The 16,255-nt window shown below is 74.3% G+C and carries 12 protein-coding genes; 8 read left to right on the top strand and 4 right to left on the bottom strand.

The annotated features are described in order from the left end of the window. The first annotated feature begins 8 nt into the window (after positions 1-8). On the top strand, positions 9-380 hold the full coding sequence (locus O7625_RS21170) for a DoxX family protein (protein ID WP_282340884.1): 372 nt from the start codon (positions 9-11) through the stop codon (positions 378-380). A 55-nt stretch (positions 381-435) separates the two neighbouring features. Here O7625_RS21170 and O7625_RS21175 read toward each other — a convergent pair whose 3' ends face one another. Beyond that, entirely contained in the window at positions 436-2,157 is a 1,722-nt protein-coding gene (locus tag O7625_RS21175; protein WP_282340886.1) for a DEAD/DEAH box helicase, read from the bottom strand. 102 nt (positions 2,158-2,259) lie between these two features. Here O7625_RS21175 and O7625_RS21180 point away from each other — a divergent pair, with 102 nt between their 5' ends. From O7625_RS21180 to O7625_RS21190, 3 genes are all read left to right on the top strand, one after another. Continuing rightward, entirely contained in the window at positions 2,260-2,787 is a 528-nt protein-coding gene (locus tag O7625_RS21180) for a 2'-5' RNA ligase family protein (protein WP_282340888.1), read from the top strand. A 117-nt stretch (positions 2,788-2,904) separates the two neighbouring features. Beyond that, positions 2,905-5,160 carry a glycoside hydrolase family 9 protein gene (locus tag O7625_RS21185; protein ID WP_282340891.1) on the top strand — a complete coding sequence of 752 codons (2,256 nt, stop codon included), beginning with the start codon at positions 2,905-2,907 and terminating at the stop codon, positions 5,158-5,160. 221 nt (positions 5,161-5,381) lie between these two features. Next, positions 5,382-6,338, top strand: a complete 957-nt coding sequence (locus O7625_RS21190) for a hypothetical protein (protein ID WP_282340894.1) — start codon at positions 5,382-5,384, stop codon at positions 6,336-6,338. A gap of 91 nt (positions 6,339-6,429) precedes the next feature. Here the strand turns inward: O7625_RS21190 and O7625_RS21195 are convergent, their stop codons facing one another. Continuing rightward, the gene (locus tag O7625_RS21195) at positions 6,430-7,656 is read right to left on the bottom strand and encodes an SLC13 family permease (protein ID WP_282340896.1); all 1,227 of its coding nucleotides are present in this window, start codon (positions 7,654-7,656) and stop codon (positions 6,430-6,432) included. Positions 7,657-7,746: 90 nt separating this feature from the next. Further along, positions 7,747-9,201, bottom strand: coding sequence for a hypothetical protein (locus O7625_RS21200; RefSeq protein ID WP_282340898.1), 1,455 nt, complete (start codon positions 9,199-9,201; stop codon positions 7,747-7,749). Between the two features lie 138 nt (positions 9,202-9,339). On the opposite strand from O7625_RS21200, the gene O7625_RS21205 reads away from it, so the two are divergent. From O7625_RS21205 to O7625_RS21220, 4 genes are all read left to right on the top strand, one after another. Further along, positions 9,340-10,017 carry a DUF305 domain-containing protein gene (locus O7625_RS21205; RefSeq protein WP_282340900.1) on the top strand — a complete coding sequence of 226 codons (678 nt, stop codon included), beginning with the start codon at positions 9,340-9,342 and terminating at the stop codon, positions 10,015-10,017. Between the two features lie 137 nt (positions 10,018-10,154). After that, positions 10,155-11,384, top strand: a complete 1,230-nt coding sequence (locus tag O7625_RS21210; RefSeq protein ID WP_282340902.1) for a sensor histidine kinase — start codon at positions 10,155-10,157, stop codon at positions 11,382-11,384. Then, positions 11,381-12,046 (top strand): response regulator transcription factor, encoded by a 666-nt coding sequence (locus O7625_RS21215; protein ID WP_282340904.1) that lies wholly within the window; start codon positions 11,381-11,383, stop codon positions 12,044-12,046. The genes O7625_RS21210 and O7625_RS21215 overlap by 4 nt, the downstream gene beginning before the upstream one ends. A 348-nt stretch (positions 12,047-12,394) precedes the next feature. After that, positions 12,395-14,869 carry an FtsX-like permease family protein gene (locus O7625_RS21220; RefSeq protein WP_282340906.1) on the top strand — a complete coding sequence of 825 codons (2,475 nt, stop codon included), beginning with the start codon at positions 12,395-12,397 and terminating at the stop codon, positions 14,867-14,869. A 54-nt stretch (positions 14,870-14,923) separates the two neighbouring features. Here O7625_RS21220 and O7625_RS21225 read toward each other — a convergent pair whose 3' ends face one another. Next, positions 14,924-16,186, bottom strand: coding sequence for a nucleotide sugar dehydrogenase (locus tag O7625_RS21225; protein ID WP_067310386.1), 1,263 nt, complete (start codon positions 16,184-16,186; stop codon positions 14,924-14,926). Between the last annotated feature and the right edge of the window lie 69 nt (positions 16,187-16,255).

Genomic DNA, 16,255 nt, shown 5'->3' on the forward strand with positions numbered 1-16,255 from the left:
GATCTTCCGTGAACGTGTTCCTGTGGATCCTGCAGATCCTGCTCGCCGCACTCTTCGCCGGCGCGGGACTGACCAAGCTGAGCCAACCCAAGGAGAAGCTGCGCGACCGGATGGGCTGGGTGGAGAACGTGCCACCCGCCCAGGTCAAGGCGCTCGGCGCGGCCGAGGTGCTGGCCGCGGTCGGGTTGGTCCTGCCCGGCCTCACCGGCATCGCCACGGTGCTCACCCCGCTGGCCGCCGTCGGGCTGGTGATCGTGATGGCCGGCGCGGTCGTGGTGCACGCCCGGGCCAAGGAACACCCCGGCACCGCGCTGACCGCGGTGCTGCTGGTGCTGGCGGCGATCGTGGCCTGGGGCCGGTTCGGGCCGTACCCGCTCTGAGCACCAGCGACCGGCTCGCGCCCGGGACGGGGCGCGGGCCGGTCACCCGGGGGTGTCAGTGCCCCTCGCCGCCGCGGTCGCGCCGTACGGTCGCCTTGCGGCCCTTGATGGTGCTGTTGCGCAGTCCCGCGATCACCTCGTCGGCGACACCCTGCGGCACCTCCACGAGGGAGAACCGGTCGGCGATCTCGATCGAGCCGATGTCCCGGCCGCTGACCCGGGTCTCCCCGGTGATCGCACCGACCAGGTCCTGCGGGCGGACCCCGGCGCGGCGACCCAGGCCGATGAAGACCTGCGCGGTGCCGCCGGTACGGGGGCGGCCGCCCCCGCCGCGCCGGTCGCCGCCCCGACCGTCGAACCCGGGCCGGGACTCGCGGGGCGGGCGGACTGTCACCTGCGGGATCTCCTCCTCGTCGTCGGAGCCGGGCAGGGCCGCCTCGTGGGCCAGCTTGACGGCCGCCAGCGCCACCTCCATCAGGTCGAACTCGTCCGACAGCGACTCCACGATCACCCGGAACGGGTCCAGATCGTCCTCCAGCAGGCTCTCCCGCAGCGCCGCCTGGGTCAGCGCCATCCGGCGGGTCCGCAGGTCCGCCACCGTGGGGATCTTGTCGATGTCGATCCGCTGGCCGGTGACCCGCTCGATGGTCTTGAGCATCCGGTGTTCCCGGGGCTCGGCGAGGGTGATCGCCACCCCTTCCCGACCGGCCCGACCCACCCGGCCGATCCGGTGCACGTACGACTCCGGCGCCGACGGCACGTCGTAGTTGACCACGTGGGTGAGCTGCTCGACGTCCAACCCGCGGGCCGCCACGTCGGTGGCCACCAGCAGGTCGGCGGTCCCGGCGCGCAGCCGGCCCATCACCCGGTCCCGCTGCTCCTGGCTCATCCCGCCGTGCAGCGCCTCGGCCCGGTAGCCCCGCCCGTTCATGGTCTCGGTCAGCCGGTCGACCTCCTCCCGGCTGCGACAGAACACGATCGCGGCGGTCGGGGACTCCACGTCCAGCACCCGACCCAGCACCGCCGGCTTGTGTGCCCGGGTGACGATGTACGCGCTCTGCCGCACCCGGGGGGCCTCGCCGGCCACCGGTTGCTCGCGGCCGATCTGGATCCGCTCCGGGTCGGTCAGGTGCTTACGGGCCAGGCCGTCGATCCGGGCCGGCATGGTGGCCGAGAAGAGCACCGTCTGGCGTTGCGCGGGGGCGTGCTCCAGGATCGCCTCGATGTCCTCGGCGAAACCCATGTCGAGCATCTCGTCGGCCTCGTCCAGCACCACCGTGGCCAACGACCCCAGCCGCAGGGTGCCCCGGGCGATGTGGTCCAGCGCCCGTCCCGGGGTGGCCACCACCACGTCCACCCCGAGGTCCAGGGCGCGCAACTGGCGGCCGATCGGCTGGCCGCCGTAGATCGGCAGCACCCGGGCGCCGAGATCCTTGCCGTACCGGTGGAACGCCTCGGAGACCTGGACGGCCAGTTCGCGGGTGGGCACCAGCACCAGCGACACCGGGTCGCCGCCGCTGCGATCCTCCGGCATCCGCTGCAACAGGGGCAGGGCGAACGCGGCGGTCTTGCCCGTACCGGTGGCGGCCTGTCCGAGCAGGTCCCGGCCGGCCAGCAGCAGCGGGATCGCCTCCCGTTGGATCGGGGTCGGCTCCTCGTAGCCGAGGGCGGCGAGGGCGCCCAGCAGCTCGGCGCGCAGCCCGAGATCGACGAAGGCGGGCACCCCGTCGGATTCGCCGGGCGCGGAGAGGTCGGTCGGTGTGGGTGCGGAACTCATGGGGCAAAGTTTTCCATCACCCCCGTCGGGCCGTTCCGCCGACCGGCACAACCGTGCCGGTCGGCACAGCGGCGGCGGGAACCGCCCGATAGCCTGACGGACGTGCGGACGGTCGAGCTGCTCTGCTGTCCGGCGCTGGAGGAGGCGGTCCGCGCCGCCTGGGGCCGGTTGGCCGGGGCGGGGCTGCCCAGCCTGGCGCGGCACGGTCATCCGACGAACCGGCCGCACCTGACCCTGGCCGCGGTGGACGACTTCCCGCCCGGCGCGGCGGACCGGCTCGCCGGGCTCTTCGACGACGCGCTGCCCCTGCCGGTCCGGCTGGACCGGGCGACGGTGCTCGACGGCAGCGCCCCGTTGGTCTGGCCCGTGCGGCCCACGGCGGCGCTGACCGGTCTGCACCGGGCCGTCTGGGCCGCGCTCGACGGCGCAGACGGCCGGCGGCCCTGGCACGCCCCGGGCCACTGGATTCCGCACCTGAGCCTGGCGTTGCGCTTCCGCGACCACGACCGGCGGCTGGCCCGCGCGGTGGTCGACGGCGACCGGCCGGCGGGTCGGTTCGTCGCGGCGCGCAGTTACGACGGCGACACCCGGACGGTGCAGCCGTTGGGCGGTGGCTTCCCAACGGAATGACGCTGCTCTATGGTGGGTGGAGCGCTCCCGTCGACGGTCTGTCCGACCGCCCGGCGGATCAATGCTGCGCTGGAGCCCGGTCGGATGGTCACTGCCATCACCACCGGAAGAGGCCCCATGCCCCAGCATCCCCGACGGCGTCCGGTCGCGCTCGCGGCTGCCGCCCTGCTCGCCCTCGGCGGGCTCGCGGCCGTGCCGCAGCTCGCCTCCGCCGCCCCCGACCCCGGCTCACCGGTCAAGGTCAACCAGGTCGCCTACGTGCCAGGGCTGCCCAAGCAGGCCACCGTCGTGAACTCCGCGAACTCCCCGCTCGGCTGGACGCTGCGCAACTCCGGCGGCGCCACGGTCGCCTCCGGGCAGACCACGGTACGGGGCACCGACGCGCTCTCCGGCGATTCGGTGCACATCGCCGACTTCTCCGCCTACGACACCCCGGGCACGGGCTACGTGCTGTCGGTCGGCGGGAGCAACAGCTACCCGTTCGACATCTCCGCCGACCCGGTCCGCCGGCTGCGCGGTGACTCGCTGGCGTTCTTCTACCACCAGCGCAGCGGCACCCCGATCGACGCCCAGTACGTGGGTTCCCGGTACGCCCGCCCGGCCGGGCACGTCAACGTCGCCCCGAACCGAGGCGACAACAACGTCCCGTGCCGCACCTCCTGCGGTTACACCCTGGACGTGCGCGGTGGCTGGTACGACGCCGGTGACCAGGGCAAGTACGTGGTCAACGGTGGCCTGGCCACCTGGCAGCTCCAGAACATCTACGAGCGGACCCTGCACGTCGCCGGGGCGGACAAGTCGGCCGTCGCCGACGGCACGCTGGCCATCCCGGAGCGGTCCAACGGGGTGCCGGACGTGCTCGACGAGGCCCGCTGGGAGCTGGAGTTCCTGCTCAAGATGCAGGTGCCGGACGGCCGGACCAACGCCGGCATGGTCCACCACAAGATCCACGACCAGAACTGGACCGCGCTGCCCACCCGTCCCGAGCTGGACAGTGAGGCGCGGCTGCTCTCCCCGGTGAGCACCGCCGCCACCCTCAACATGGCCGCGGTGGCCGCCCAGGCGTCCCGGTTGTGGAAGCCGTTCGACGCCGCCTTCGCCTCCCGGGCGCTGGCCGCCGCCGAGAAGGCGTACACGGCGGCGAAGGCCAACCCGAACCGGCTGGCCCCCGCCACCGACAACACCGGCGGCGGGGCGTACGAGGACAACACCGTCACCGACGAGTTCTACTGGGCCGCGGCGGAGCTGTACGCCACCACCGGCAACACCGGCTACCGCAACGACCTCAGCAGCTCCCCGCACGCCCGGGGCGCCAGCTTCACCCGGGGCGCGTACGACTGGAGCTGGACGGCCGGGCTGGGCGACACCACCCTGGCGCTGGTGCCGACCGGTCTGGCCAGTGGCGACGTGAGCGCGATCCGCTCGGCGATCGTCGGCTTCGCCGACCGGATGCTCGCCCAGATCGCCAACCAGGGCTACCCGGCCCCGGGCAGCGGCAACGGCACGTACTACTGGGGTTCCAACGGCGCGGTCGCCAACAACGCCAACGTCCTCGCGGTGGCCTACGACCTGACCCGCACGACGAAGTACCGCAACGGGGCCTTCGCCGCCTACGACTACCTGCTCGGCCGCAACCCGCTCAACCAGTCCTACGTGGCCGGCTACGGCGACAAGCCGGTGCGCAACGTGCACCACCGGTTCTGGGCCAACCAGAACGACGGTTCACTGCCCACCGCGCCGCCCGGCTCGCTCTCCGGCGGCCCGAACAGCGAGTTGCAGGACCCGGTCGTCCAGGCCCAGCTCGGTGGCTGCAAGCCGCAGAAGTGCTTCGTCGACGACATCGGGGCGTACTCGGTCAACGAGGTGGCGATCAACTGGAACTCGGCGATGGCCTGGCTGGTGCACTGGGCGGCCGAGCAGGCGGGCACCGGCACCGGGCCGGACCCGACGCCGACCCCCACGGTGACGCCGCCGCCGACCACCACCCCGCCCCCGCCGACCACCACCCCGCCGCCCACCACCACGCCCCCGCCGACCACCACGCCGCCGCCGGCCGGTGGGTGCGCGGTGACGTACTCGGCGAACAGCTGGAGCACCGGCTTCACCGGTAGCGTCACGCTGACCAACACCAGCGCGGCCGCCTGGTCGTCGTGGCGGCTGACCTTCCGGTTCACCGGTAACCAGCAGATCAGCCAGGGCTGGTCGGGCCGGTTCAGCCAGAGCGGCAGCGAGGTCACGGTGACCAACGAGAGCTACAACGGCGCGGTCGCGCCGAACGCCTCGGTCAACCTCGGCTTCAACGCCTCGTACACCGGCACCAACGCGACCCCGACCGGGTTCGCCGTGAACGGGACCGCCTGCACGCTGCGCTGACCCCACGTCCACCCCGGGCCGCCCGTGCCGCACGGCGGGCGGCCCGGGGTGGTCCGGCGTCCCCACCGACCGGCCGGGGCGGGTCGTGGTCCGGTGCCCCGGCGGCCGTGTCCGGACGTCGCCCTTCGAGGGTCGTGGGAGGAATGCTCCTTCTCTGCCGGTTCACAGCGTTTACGGTGCGTTCAGGTTCATCCGCACCGCGTACCGGGAGAGGACCGACCATGCGCGTGCCCAGCCGAAGCCCCGGCCCCCAGCCCGGCGTCACCCCACCCGCCCCGGCCCGGCGGTCGCCCGTGCCGACCCGCGCCGACCGGCTGGTCGCCCCCGACCTCGACGCCTACCGGACGGCGGTCGCGGAACTGCTGGTCGAGGTGGGCGCGCTGGCCGGCGTCACCGCCACCGCCGCCCGTCAGGTGCTGCTCGACGAGCGGCTGCGCGAACCGGCCATCGCCGACGTGCTCGACGCGACCGAGCAGGGCCTGCTCGGCGCCCGCGAGAGCCTGCTGCTGGAGCTGGCCCGGCACCAACCCGACGCCCGCGCCTCGGCCCCGGACCTGACCGCGCTGGTCCGGATCTACCTGCTCTCCCGCATCGACCTCATGTGGTGGCGGGACGCCCCGGTGCTGCGCACCGACGAGCAGGTCGACACCCACCCCGACCTGATCGACCTGGAGTGGCTGCGCCGTCGCGGCCTGCTCGGCTTCCGCTACCGGGAGCAGCCGGCGGGTGTCCTCGGTCGCGGCGTGCGTGGCCTGCGGCAGCGGCTGGTGCCGGAGGCCGCCCCGCGTACCGCCGGGGTGCCCTTCCGGCGGACCCGCCGGGAGATCGTCGCGCTCCTCAACGACCTGGCCCGGGAGTTCGCCCGGTCCGCCCCGCCGGACACCCCGCCGCTGTGGGTGACCAGCCTGGCGCACAGCGCCGAACACCAGTACCGGTTGCGTCGGCTCGGGTACCCGGCCATGCTCCCCAGCGGCCACTGCCTCGGCTGGGCGGTGGACGTGGAGCTGGCCTGGTACGCCCGGTTCGGCGCGCGGGACGTGCTGGCCGAGATCCTGCTGGCCCGACAGGCCGCCGGTGAGGTGAACGTCATCGACGAGGGGTCCACCTGGCACGTCTGCCTGGCCCCGGCCGCCCGGACCCGGCTGCGCTCGGCGTACGAGGCCGAGATGGGCAGCTGAGGCCGTCCCCGGCGACCCGCCGCGCGGACCGGCCCCGCCATGCCGTCCGGGGTGACCGGCCCCAGCGCGCCGTGGGCGCTCCCGCCGCCGTTCAGCCGGCCACCAGCAGGGCCAGCACCGCGGCCAGCGTGGCGAGCACCGCGACCACCGCGCTGGTCGCCACGAACCGGCCCAGCGGCACGGTCACCCCGGCAGCCCGGCAGCGCTCGTACCACAGCAGGGTGGCCAGCGAGGCCCACGGGACCGCCAGCGGGCCGACGTTGGTGCCGATCAGCAGGGCCAGCAGCCGGGTCTCGTCGCCGGGCGGGAGGACCGCCTCGCCGGCCAGGTAGGCGGGCAGGTTGTTGACCAGGTTGGCCAGGAACGCGCCGGTGCCCCCGGCCCGCAGCGCCCCCACCGTGCCGCCGGCCTCGCCGAGCAGCACCGACACCACGTCGTCCAGCCCGTGCCGGCCGAGGGTCTGCACCACCAGGAACAGGCCGGTCACGAAGACCAGCAGCCGCCAGGGCAGCAGCGCCGGGCGCAGGGTCCGCCGGGAGCGGACCGCGAAGCCGAGCACCACCAGCCCGGCGGCGACGGCGGCGGCGACGCCGATCTCCACCCCGGCCAGGATGCCGGCGACGAGCAGCAGGCATCCGGCGACCGCCGTGCCGAACAGCAGCCGGTCCGCGGGCCGGTGCGGCGTGGGCGGGGTGAACCGGTCCGCGTCGCGCCGCCCCCGCCGCCAGTGCCAGAACCACAGCCCCGCCATGGTCACCCCGATCGCCGCGAGCTGCGGTAACGCCATCCTGGCCGCGTACGCCGCCGGGGTCAGGTCGACCCGGTCGGCGGCGAGCAGATTGGTGAGGTTCGACACCGGCAGCAGCAGGCTGGCGGTGTTGGCCAGCCAGACGGTGGTCATCGCCAGCGGCCCGGGGGCGGTGCCCAGCTTACGGGCCAGCGCGATCATCACCGGGGTGAGCAGCACCGCGGTGGTGTCCAGGTTGAGGGCGATGGTGGTGAGCGCGGCGAACCCGACGCAGAGCAGGAACAGCGCGGCGAAGCTGCCCCGGGCGGCGATCGCCAGCCGGGTGGCCAGCACGTCGAACACCCCGGCGACGGCGGTCAGCTCGGCGAGCACCACCACCGCGCCGAGGAAGAGCAGCAGCGGCAGGACGCGGTGCAGTGTCGCCGCGGCGTCGGCCCGGGGGAGCAGGCCGGTGAGCACCGCGCCCAGGCCGGCCAGGGCCAGCCCGATCGCCACCTGGTCCAGTGGGTGCAGCCGTGGACGGCGGGGCCGGTCGGTCGGTACGGGCGGCGGGCCGCCGGCAGGTGTCACGGCGCCTGATCCTCGCACAGCCGGTGCGGGTCCGCCGCCGGACCGCCCGAACGGCCCGACCGTCGTGGCCGGGTCGTCCGGGCTGCCGGGTCACCAGCTCAGGTAGCCGGCCTGGGTCTGGACGTTCAGCTCGGGGATCCGGACCAGGTCGGCCGTCCAGGTCCGCCAGTCGCTGAGCTTCAGTACGTCCAGCCCCTTCTGGATGTCGCTGGAGTAGATGTGCCCGTTGTAGTAGTACGTCGACCAGGCCCCACCGGTGGTGAGCTGGGTGTCCGACAGCGGCCCGCGCTCCCAGAAGCCGATCTCCTTCGGCCGGGTCGAGTCGGAGAAGTCCCAGACCGAGACCCCGCCCTGGTACCAGGCCTGCACCATGATGTCCTTGCCGAGGACGGGGATCAGCGAGCCGTTGTGCGCCACGCAGTTCTCGGTGTCGGCGTTGGCCCGGGGGATCTTGTAGTAGCTGCGGAAGACCATCTTCCGGGCGTCGCCCCGGCCGGTGATGTCGTAGACGGCGTCCGCGCCCCGGGTCGGGCCGACGACCTCGTTGCAGGTGGCCGCGCCGCCGCCACCGAGTTCGTCGGTGAAGACCACCTTGGTGCCGGCGTTGTTGAAGGTGGCCGAGTGCCAGAACGAGAAGTTGACGGTGTCCCGGATCCGGTTGATCACCCGGGGCGCCTCGCGGTCCCGGATGTCCAGTAGGACGCCGTCGCCCATGCAGGCGCCGGCGGCCAGGTCCCTGGTCGGGTAGGCGGTGATGTCGTGGCATCCGGTGGTGGCCGAGGTCTGCCCCGGGATGCCCTCGTAGCCGCCGTCCGGGAAGAGGTTCGGCGTGGCCACCACCGCGGCCTCGGTGGGCGCGTGCACCGGGACCTTGACGATCGAGATCGAGTCGTGCGGCGGCTGGCAGTCCGGGTAGTCCGCCCGCGGGCTGTACGACGACACGTACAGGTAGACCGTCCTGCGGTCCTTGCCGGGCACGAGGGTGTGGGTGTGCGACCCGCAGGCGGTCTCGACCGACGTGACGTAGCGCGGGTTGGCCTTGTCGCTGATGTCGAAGACCTTGATGCCCTCCCAGGACTCCTTCACCGTCGCCGGCTGCGTCACGCTGGCGCAGGAGTCGTCGTTGCGCGAGGAGTCGGTGGAGAGGAAGAGCAGGTTGCCGTAGACCGAGATGTCGTTCTGTGAACCGGGGCAGAGCACCTGCGACACGATCGTCGGGGCGTTGGGGCGGCCGATGTCGTAGACGACGAAGCCGTTGTAGTTGCCGACGAAGGCGTACCGGCCCTGGAAGGCCATGTCGGTGCCGAACGCGCCGGTGGTGTCGAAGGGGGCCTGCTTGGGCAGGTTGGCGACCTGGCGAAGGTTGGGGCTGCTGGAGATCTCGTCCACGCCGAGGCTCGGTGCCGCCGCCGGGGCGTCCCGCGTCGTGGTGGCCGGCGCGGCGTTGCCCGCCGGGCTGGTGGCGACGCCGGCCACCAGCAGGCCGGCGGCGATGAGGCTGACGGTTCTCAGCTGCCGTCGTCGGGGCAGGGGGAATCTGGTCATCGGCAGAACCCTTCAAAGGGGACGACGCGTGTCAGATACCTTACGCGTCAACGAAGTCTATCGATGTGATTCACGTCACATATAATCGTGATGGTAAATGGATACGATCGCGGCGACCTCGACCGGAGGGGGAGCCGCATGACCGGCCGACGTGGACGGGTCCTGCTCGCCGTCACAGCCGCCGTCGCCGTCCTGCTGTCGATCGGGCTCGCCCTGCGCGCGGAGGACCGGCCGGAGCCGGCGGCGGGCCGCCCGGCCGCCCCGACGCCCACCCTCCCCACCGACGCCCCGGCGGTGATCGTGCCCGGCCGGCCGGGCGAGCCCGCCGTGACCCGGCCCGCGCAGCAGGCCCGGGACGCCGGCCCGCCCCGGTACAACACCCCCGACGTCTGGTTCGTCCGGATGATGATCCCGCACCATCAGCAGGCCCTCCAGATGGCCGAGCTGGCACCCGAGCGGGCCGCCAGCGCGCAGGTCAAGGCGATCGCCGCCCGGATCCGGGGCGCGCAGGGCCCGGAGATCGGGCTGCTGCGCGGCTGGCTCGACACCCGGGGCCTGCCCGCCGACGAACCCGGCCACGACCACGGCGGGATGCGCGGCATGCCGTCACCCGCGGCGATCCGGCAACTCACCGACGCCCGGGGGACGGCCTTCGACCGGCTCTTCGTCCAGCTGATGACGGCCCACCACGAGGGCGCGGTGGCGATGGCCACCGAACTGCTCTCCGCCGGTGCCGACCAGCAGCTCAACGAGTTCGCCAACGCGGTCGCGACCGAACAGGCCGTGGAGATCGCCCGGCTGCGCGAGCTGGTCTGACCGGCGACCGGCCCGGCCCGGCCCGCTCCGCGTCGACCGCCGCCCCGACCGGACCCGTCGCCCCGACCGGCTCCGCCGAGCGTCGGACCCGTCGAGCGGGGGCAGCCGTCCGCGCCGGGGCACTACGCTCGGTCACCGTGAGCCGTACCCTCTTTGGCCGTCCGCTGCGCGGCGTCGCCTTCGACGTCGCCGTCAGCGCCCTGGTGGTGCTCTCCATCCTGGTCACGACGGCCCAACCCGCGACGTCGGCCGTGCCCGGTGGCTGGGCGGTCGCCCTGGTCGGCCTCGCCATGGCGGTGGCCCTGCTGTTCCGCCGCGGCCACCCGTCACTGGTCGCGACGGTGGTGGCCGGGCTGGCGCTGATCCAGGTGCTCGCCGGCTGGGGTCCACTGCCCTACGACCTCGCCGTGCTGATCGCCCTCTACAGCGTGGTCAAGTACGCCGACCGGCTGCGCGACGGGGTGCTGGCCGGAGCGGTGGCCGCCGTCGGGGTGCTGCTGGCCGCCTCGCAGGCCGGGGCCAACGTCGTCTGGTGGGCCACCGCGATCTACTTCGGGCTGGTCACCGGCGGGGTGTGGCTGGCCGCGCTGAACGTCCGCACCCGCCGCCTCTACGTGCTCAGCCTGGAGGAACGGGCCGCCACCCTGGAGCGGGAGCGTGAGGCGGAGGCCCGCGCGGCGGTGGTCGGCGAACGGGCCCGGATCGCCCGCGAGCTGCACGACGTGGTGGCGCACAGCATGGCCGTGATGATCGTCCAGGCCGACGGGGCCCGGCTGCTGTTCGACCGGGATCCGGAGACCGCCCGACACGCGGTCAAGGTGGTCGCCGACACCGGACGGCAGGCGCTGGAGGAGATGCGGCGGCTGGTCGACGTACTGCGGGAACCCCAGCCGCCGGAGCCGGCGACCGACCCCGACGCGACCGCCCCCACCGGCGACCCGGAACGCCGCCGCGCCACCGTCGCCGAGCTGCCCGCGCTGGTGGGCCGGTTCCGCGACGCCGGCCTGCGGGTCCGCTACCGGGCCGAGGACGTGCCGGCCACCCTGCCCCCGGGGCTCGACCTGACCGTCTACCGGGTGGTGCAGGAGGCCCTCACCAACGCCCTCAAGCACGCCGGCGTCGGCGCGGACGTCACGGTCGGGCTCGGTGTCGAGGACGACCTGGTGGTCCGGGTGACCGACGACGGGCGCGGGCGTACCCCGGTCCGTCCGGCCCCCTCCGGCGGCCACGGCCTGGTCGGGATGCGCGAACGGGTCGGGGTGTACGACGGTCGGCTGGTCGCCGGCCCGCGCCGCGGTGGCGGGTGGCAGGTCGAGGTCCGGCTGCCGCTACCGTCGACCCCGGACCCGGAGGTGATCGCGGCATGACCGTACGAGTGGTGATCGTGGACGACCAGGCGCTGGTCCGGGCCGGCTTCAAGATGGTGCTGGATTCCCAACCTGACCTGGAGGTCGTCGGCGAGGCGATCGACGGCGCGGACGCGCTGCGGGTGCTGGCGACGGTCGAGGCCGACGTGGTGGTGATGGACCTGCGGATGCCGACCATGGACGGGGTGGAGGCGACCCGCCGGATCTGCGCCGCCTCCACCGACGGCCGGCCCCGGGTGCTGGTGCTCACCACCTTCGACACCGAGGCCGACGCGTTCGCCGCGCTCCGCGCCGGAGCCAGCGGCTTCCTGCTCAAGAACGTGCCCCCGGAGGAGCTGCTGGCCGCCATCCGGGTGGTCGCCGAGGGGGACTCGGTGGTCGCCCCGTCGATCACCCGCCGGCTGCTGGACCGGTTCGCCGACCGGCTCGGTCCCGCCCCCGCCGAGGATCCGCGACTGGCCCAGCTCACCGACCGGGAACGGGAGATCCTGCTGCTGGTCGCCCAGGGCCTGGCCAACGCCGAGATCGCCGCCCGGGTGCACGTCGCCGAGGCGACCGTGAAGACCCACGTCGGCCGGATCCTGGCCAAGCTCCAGCTCCGCGACCGGGTCCAGGTGGTGGTCCTGGCGTACGAGAGCGGTCTGGTCACCCCCGGCGGCTGAGCCGGGGGCGACCAGGGCCGGCCGGGCTCGGGGGCGACAGGGTCGCTGAGCCCGGGTGCGACCTGGGTCGTACGGGTCGCCCCGGTCGGGGGCGACCTACGGCGCAGCCGGCCCGAGCGTCCGGGTGGACGCGGGCCGGTCCGGCGCTGCCTAGCGTCGGAGGCGACCCGCATTCCGTCGCCCGGGAGTCCCGATGTCCGTCCCCGTTCCCGTCACCCCTGCCGGCCGCCGCGCGCCGGTCCCGCCCGCCGCCGACGCCCGCGCGCCGGTCCCGCCCGCCGCCGACCCCCGGGCGCCCGGCCGGTCCGTCGCGGTCACGGTTCCCGCCACCGGTCGGCGGTGACCGCGATGCGGCGACTGACCCTGCGTACGCTGCGTGCCGACGCCCTGCGGCTGCTGCTCTCCTCGGTGGCGATCGTGCTCGGTGTCGCCTTCCTCGCCGGCACGCTGATGCTCACCGACGGCATGCGTGCCGGCGCGTACGAGCGGGCCGGCACCTTCGACCGGCACACCGACCTGGGCGTGTACGCCGGCCGGACCGCCCTGCCGCCGTCCCTGGTCGACCGGGTCCGCACGGTCGACGGGGTCACCGCGGCGGCCGGTGAGCTGACCGCCCTCGCCGGGGTGGTCGGCGTCGACGGCCGGCCCGTGCTGGGCGTCGGAATGCTCGCCGCGATCCCCGCCGAACCCGCGTTGCGCTCGTACGACGTGGTGGCCGGCCGGCTGCCCGACCGCCCCGGGGAGGTGGTCCTCGACGCGCCCACGGTCGCCGCCGAGGGCTTCGTGCTCGGCGGCGAGGTCCCGGTCGGCGGCGCCACCGGCGCGGCCCGCCCGTACACCCTGGTCGGCACGGTCGACGTGGCCGGCACCAGCCGGGACATCGGCGGACCGTTCGTCGGGCTGGTCGGCGCGGACGCGCTGGCGGCCAGCGGGGAACCGGGCTATGGCCGGATCATGGTGGCCGGCGTGCCGGGGGTGCCCGGGTCGACGCTGGCCGACCGGGTCACCGCGGTGGTCGGCGGAGACGCCACGGTGAAGTCGCGTCAGCGGATCCTCGACGAGGCCGTCGAGGACGCGGTGCGTGACCTCGACCAGTTCCGGCTGGTGCTGCTCCTCTTCGCCGCGGTGGCGGTGGTGGTGGCCGGGTTCGTCATCGCCAACACGTTCGCCATCGTGCTCGCCCAGCGGGCCCGGCGGACCGCACTGCTGCGGCTGGTGGGGGCCCACCGGGGGCAGGTCTTCCGGGCCGCGGTGCTGGAGGCGGTGCTGCTCGGCCTGGTCGGCTCGGCCCTCGGGGTGACTTTCGGCGGTGGGCTGGCCGCCGGGGCGGCGGCCCTGGCCCCTCGGCTCGACCTGCCGGTCTCCGACGGCCTGACGCTGACCGCCCGGACCATCGGGCTCAGCCTGCTGCTCGGCACCCTGGTCACGGTCGGGTCCGCGCTGCTGCCCGCCTGGCAGGGCACCCGGGTGCCGCCGATAGCCGCCCTCACCGCCGCCGCCGGTCAGCCGGCCCGGGGCGCCGGGCGGATCCGGTTGACCGTCGGCGCACTGGTCGGCGTCGCCGGCCTCGCCGCGCTGGCCGGGGCCGCCGCGGTCGGCCAGATCGCCCTGGTCGCCGTGGGCGGGGTGCTGACCTTCTTCGGCATCGTCCTGTTCGGCCCGTGGTTGGTGCCGGCGCTGGTGCGGGTGCTGGGCCTGCCGTTGCGGCCGGTGCTGGGGGCCACCGGCGCGCTCGCCGTGGCCAACGCGGCCCGCAACCCGCGTCGGGTGTCGGCCACCGCCACCGCCCTGGTGATCGGCATCGGGCTGGTCTCGGCGTTCGTGGTCGGCGCGGGCAGCGTCAAGGTGGGCATCGAGCGCGGGGTCGACGCCCGGATCGGCGTGGACTACGTGGTCACCGGCCTCGGGGGTGAGCTGCCCGCCCGGCTCGCCGGTGAGCTGGCTGCCCGGCCCGAGGTGGGGGTGGTGCACGAGCAGCGCAGCCGGGTCGTCGACGGTGTCGAGGTGCGCTCGGCGCATCCGGCGCTGGTGCGGCGCACCCTCGCCGGGGTGGACGCCGGGGACGTCGCGGACCTGGGGCCGGGGTCGGTGCTGGTGCACCGCGAACTGGCCGCCGCCCGGGGATGGCGGGCGGGCTCGACGGTCACCGTCGCCGGGCGTGCGTTCCGGGTGGCCGCCGTGGTCACCGCCGACGGCCCGACCTCGCCCGGGGTGCCCGCCGGGCACGTGGTCGACCTGGCGGACGCCACGTTCACCGCGCTCTACCCCGGTGAACGCGGCCACCTGGTCGAGGTCGACCCGGCGGAAGGGGTGTCCGCCGCGCAGGCCCGCGCCGCCGTCGTGACGGTGGTCGCCCGGTATCCCACGGTGAACCTGCTGGACCAGGCGGCCTACAAGAAGTCGCTCACCGGCACGGTGGACATGCTGCTCGCCTTCGTCACCGCGCTGCTCGGCCTGGCCGTGGTGATCGCCCTGGTCGGCGTCGCGAACACGCTCAGCCTCTCGGTGGTGGAGCGGACCCGGGAGAACGCCGTGCTGCGCGCGGTGGGGCTGTCCCGGGGCCGGATGCGCCTGCTGCTGGCCGTCGAGGCGGTGCTGACCGCGCTGGTCGGCGCGCTGCTCGGCACCGCGCTGGGGGTGGCCGTCAGCGCCGGGACGGTGGCCTTCGTGGCCCGGCTGGGCGGGGGCTTCACGCTGGTGCTGCCCTGGGGGCGGCTCGGGCTGATCCTGGCCGTGGCGGTGCTCGCCGCGCTGGCCGCCTCGGTGCTGCCCGCCCGGCGGGCGCTGTCCCGGCCGGTGGTCGAGGCGCTCGGCGTGGAGTGACCCCGACCGCGGGCCGCCGGCCGGGGTCACGCCACGCCGGCCGGCGCAGAGCGGTCAGAGCCGTTCCACCATCTCGCCCCGGCACCGGTCCCGGGTGTCGAAGACGTACCGGGCGTGCCGGGTGACCAGGTCGTAGTCGAAGCTGTCGTGGTCGGTCACCAGCACCACCGCGTCCGCCGCCGCGACCTCCCGGGCGGTCAGGTCGACCACCACCACCCCGCCCGGGATGTGCTGCGGCGCGGCGTACGGCTCCACCGCGTGCACGTCCGCTCCGAGCGCCTGCAGGCGCCGGGCCACGTCCACCGCGGGCGAGTCGCGCATGTCGCCGGTGTTCTTCTTGTACGCCAGCCCGAGCAGCAGCAACCGGGCACCGTTGACCGGCCGGCCGATCCGGTTCAACCCGGCCATCACCCGCTGGGTCACGTGCTCGGGCATCTGGTGGTTGATGTCGTCGGCCAGCTCGATGAACCGGAACGGCCGACCCAGGGTGCGCTTGACCTGCCAGGACAGGTAGCAGGGGTCGATCGGCAGGCAGTGCCCGCCGACGCCCGGCCCGGGGCGGAACGGCATGAACCCGAACGGCTTGGACGACGCGGCCTCGATGGCCTGCCAGGCGTCGATGCCGAGGTGGTGGGAGGCCATCGCCAGCTCGTTGATCAGCGCGATGTTGACCTGGCGGAAGGTGTTCTCGATCAGCTTGGTCAGCTCGGCGACCCGGGTGGAGTCGACCGGCACGGTCCGCTCGACCAGCCGGCGGTAGAAGCCGTCCACCCGGGCCAGCGACGCCGCGTCGACCCCGGACACCACCTTCGGGGTGTTCTCCAGCCGCCAGGTGGGGTTGCCCGGGTCGATCCGCTCCGGGCTGTAGCCGAGGTGGAAGTCACCCGGGCTGCGCAGTCCGCTCGCCGCCTCCAGCAACGGCCGGAGCAGGTCCTCGGTGGTGCCCGGGTAGGTGGTCGACTCCAGCACCACGGTGCAGCCGGGCCGGACGTACGGGCCGACGGCGGTGCCGGCCTGCTCGACGTAGCTCAGATCGGGGGCACCCTCGCGCAGCGGGGTGGGGACGGTGATGACGCAGATGTCGAAGCCCTCGGCGTCCGGGTACTCGGTGCTCGGCCGGTACCGGCCGCTGGCCAGCGCCCGGCCGAGCCGGTCGGCCGGGATGTCCTCGACGAACGACTCACCGGAGGCGAGCCGCTTGATCCGGTCGGCGTCGACGTCCAGCCCGACCACGTCCAGCCCGGCCTCGACGGCGCGCATGGCCAGCGGCAGTCCGACGTATCCCTGACCGATGACGACGAGCTTCTCTGTGTTCACCTGGGCTCCCGTGGCAGATGTGTCCCGCCGAGGAGCCTAACTGGCGATATAGCGATCTAAGTCCGTTTT

This window comes from Micromonospora sp. WMMD714 (assembly GCF_029581315.1).
GTDB classification, from domain to species: Bacteria; Actinomycetota; Actinomycetes; order Mycobacteriales; family Micromonosporaceae; genus Micromonospora; species Micromonospora rifamycinica.

Excerpts from the sequence above, each read along its gene's own strand:
- O7625_RS21175 (WP_282340886.1), bottom strand. The coding sequence starts at position 2,157 with ATGAGTTCCGCACCCACACCGACCGACCTCTCCGCGCCCGGCGAATCC.
- O7625_RS21190 (WP_282340894.1), top strand. The coding sequence starts at position 5,382 with ATGCGCGTGCCCAGCCGAAGCCCCGGCCCCCAGCCCGGCGTCACCCCA.
- O7625_RS21215 (WP_282340904.1), top strand. The coding sequence starts at position 11,381 with ATGACCGTACGAGTGGTGATCGTGGACGACCAGGCGCTGGTCCGGGCC.
- O7625_RS21185 (WP_282340891.1), top strand. The coding sequence starts at position 2,905 with ATGCCCCAGCATCCCCGACGGCGTCCGGTCGCGCTCGCGGCTGCCGCC.
- O7625_RS21200 (WP_282340898.1), bottom strand. The coding sequence starts at position 9,201 with ATGACCAGATTCCCCCTGCCCCGACGACGGCAGCTGAGAACCGTCAGC.
- O7625_RS21205 (WP_282340900.1), top strand. The coding sequence starts at position 9,340 with ATGACCGGCCGACGTGGACGGGTCCTGCTCGCCGTCACAGCCGCCGTC.
- O7625_RS21220 (WP_282340906.1), top strand. The coding sequence starts at position 12,395 with ATGCGGCGACTGACCCTGCGTACGCTGCGTGCCGACGCCCTGCGGCTG.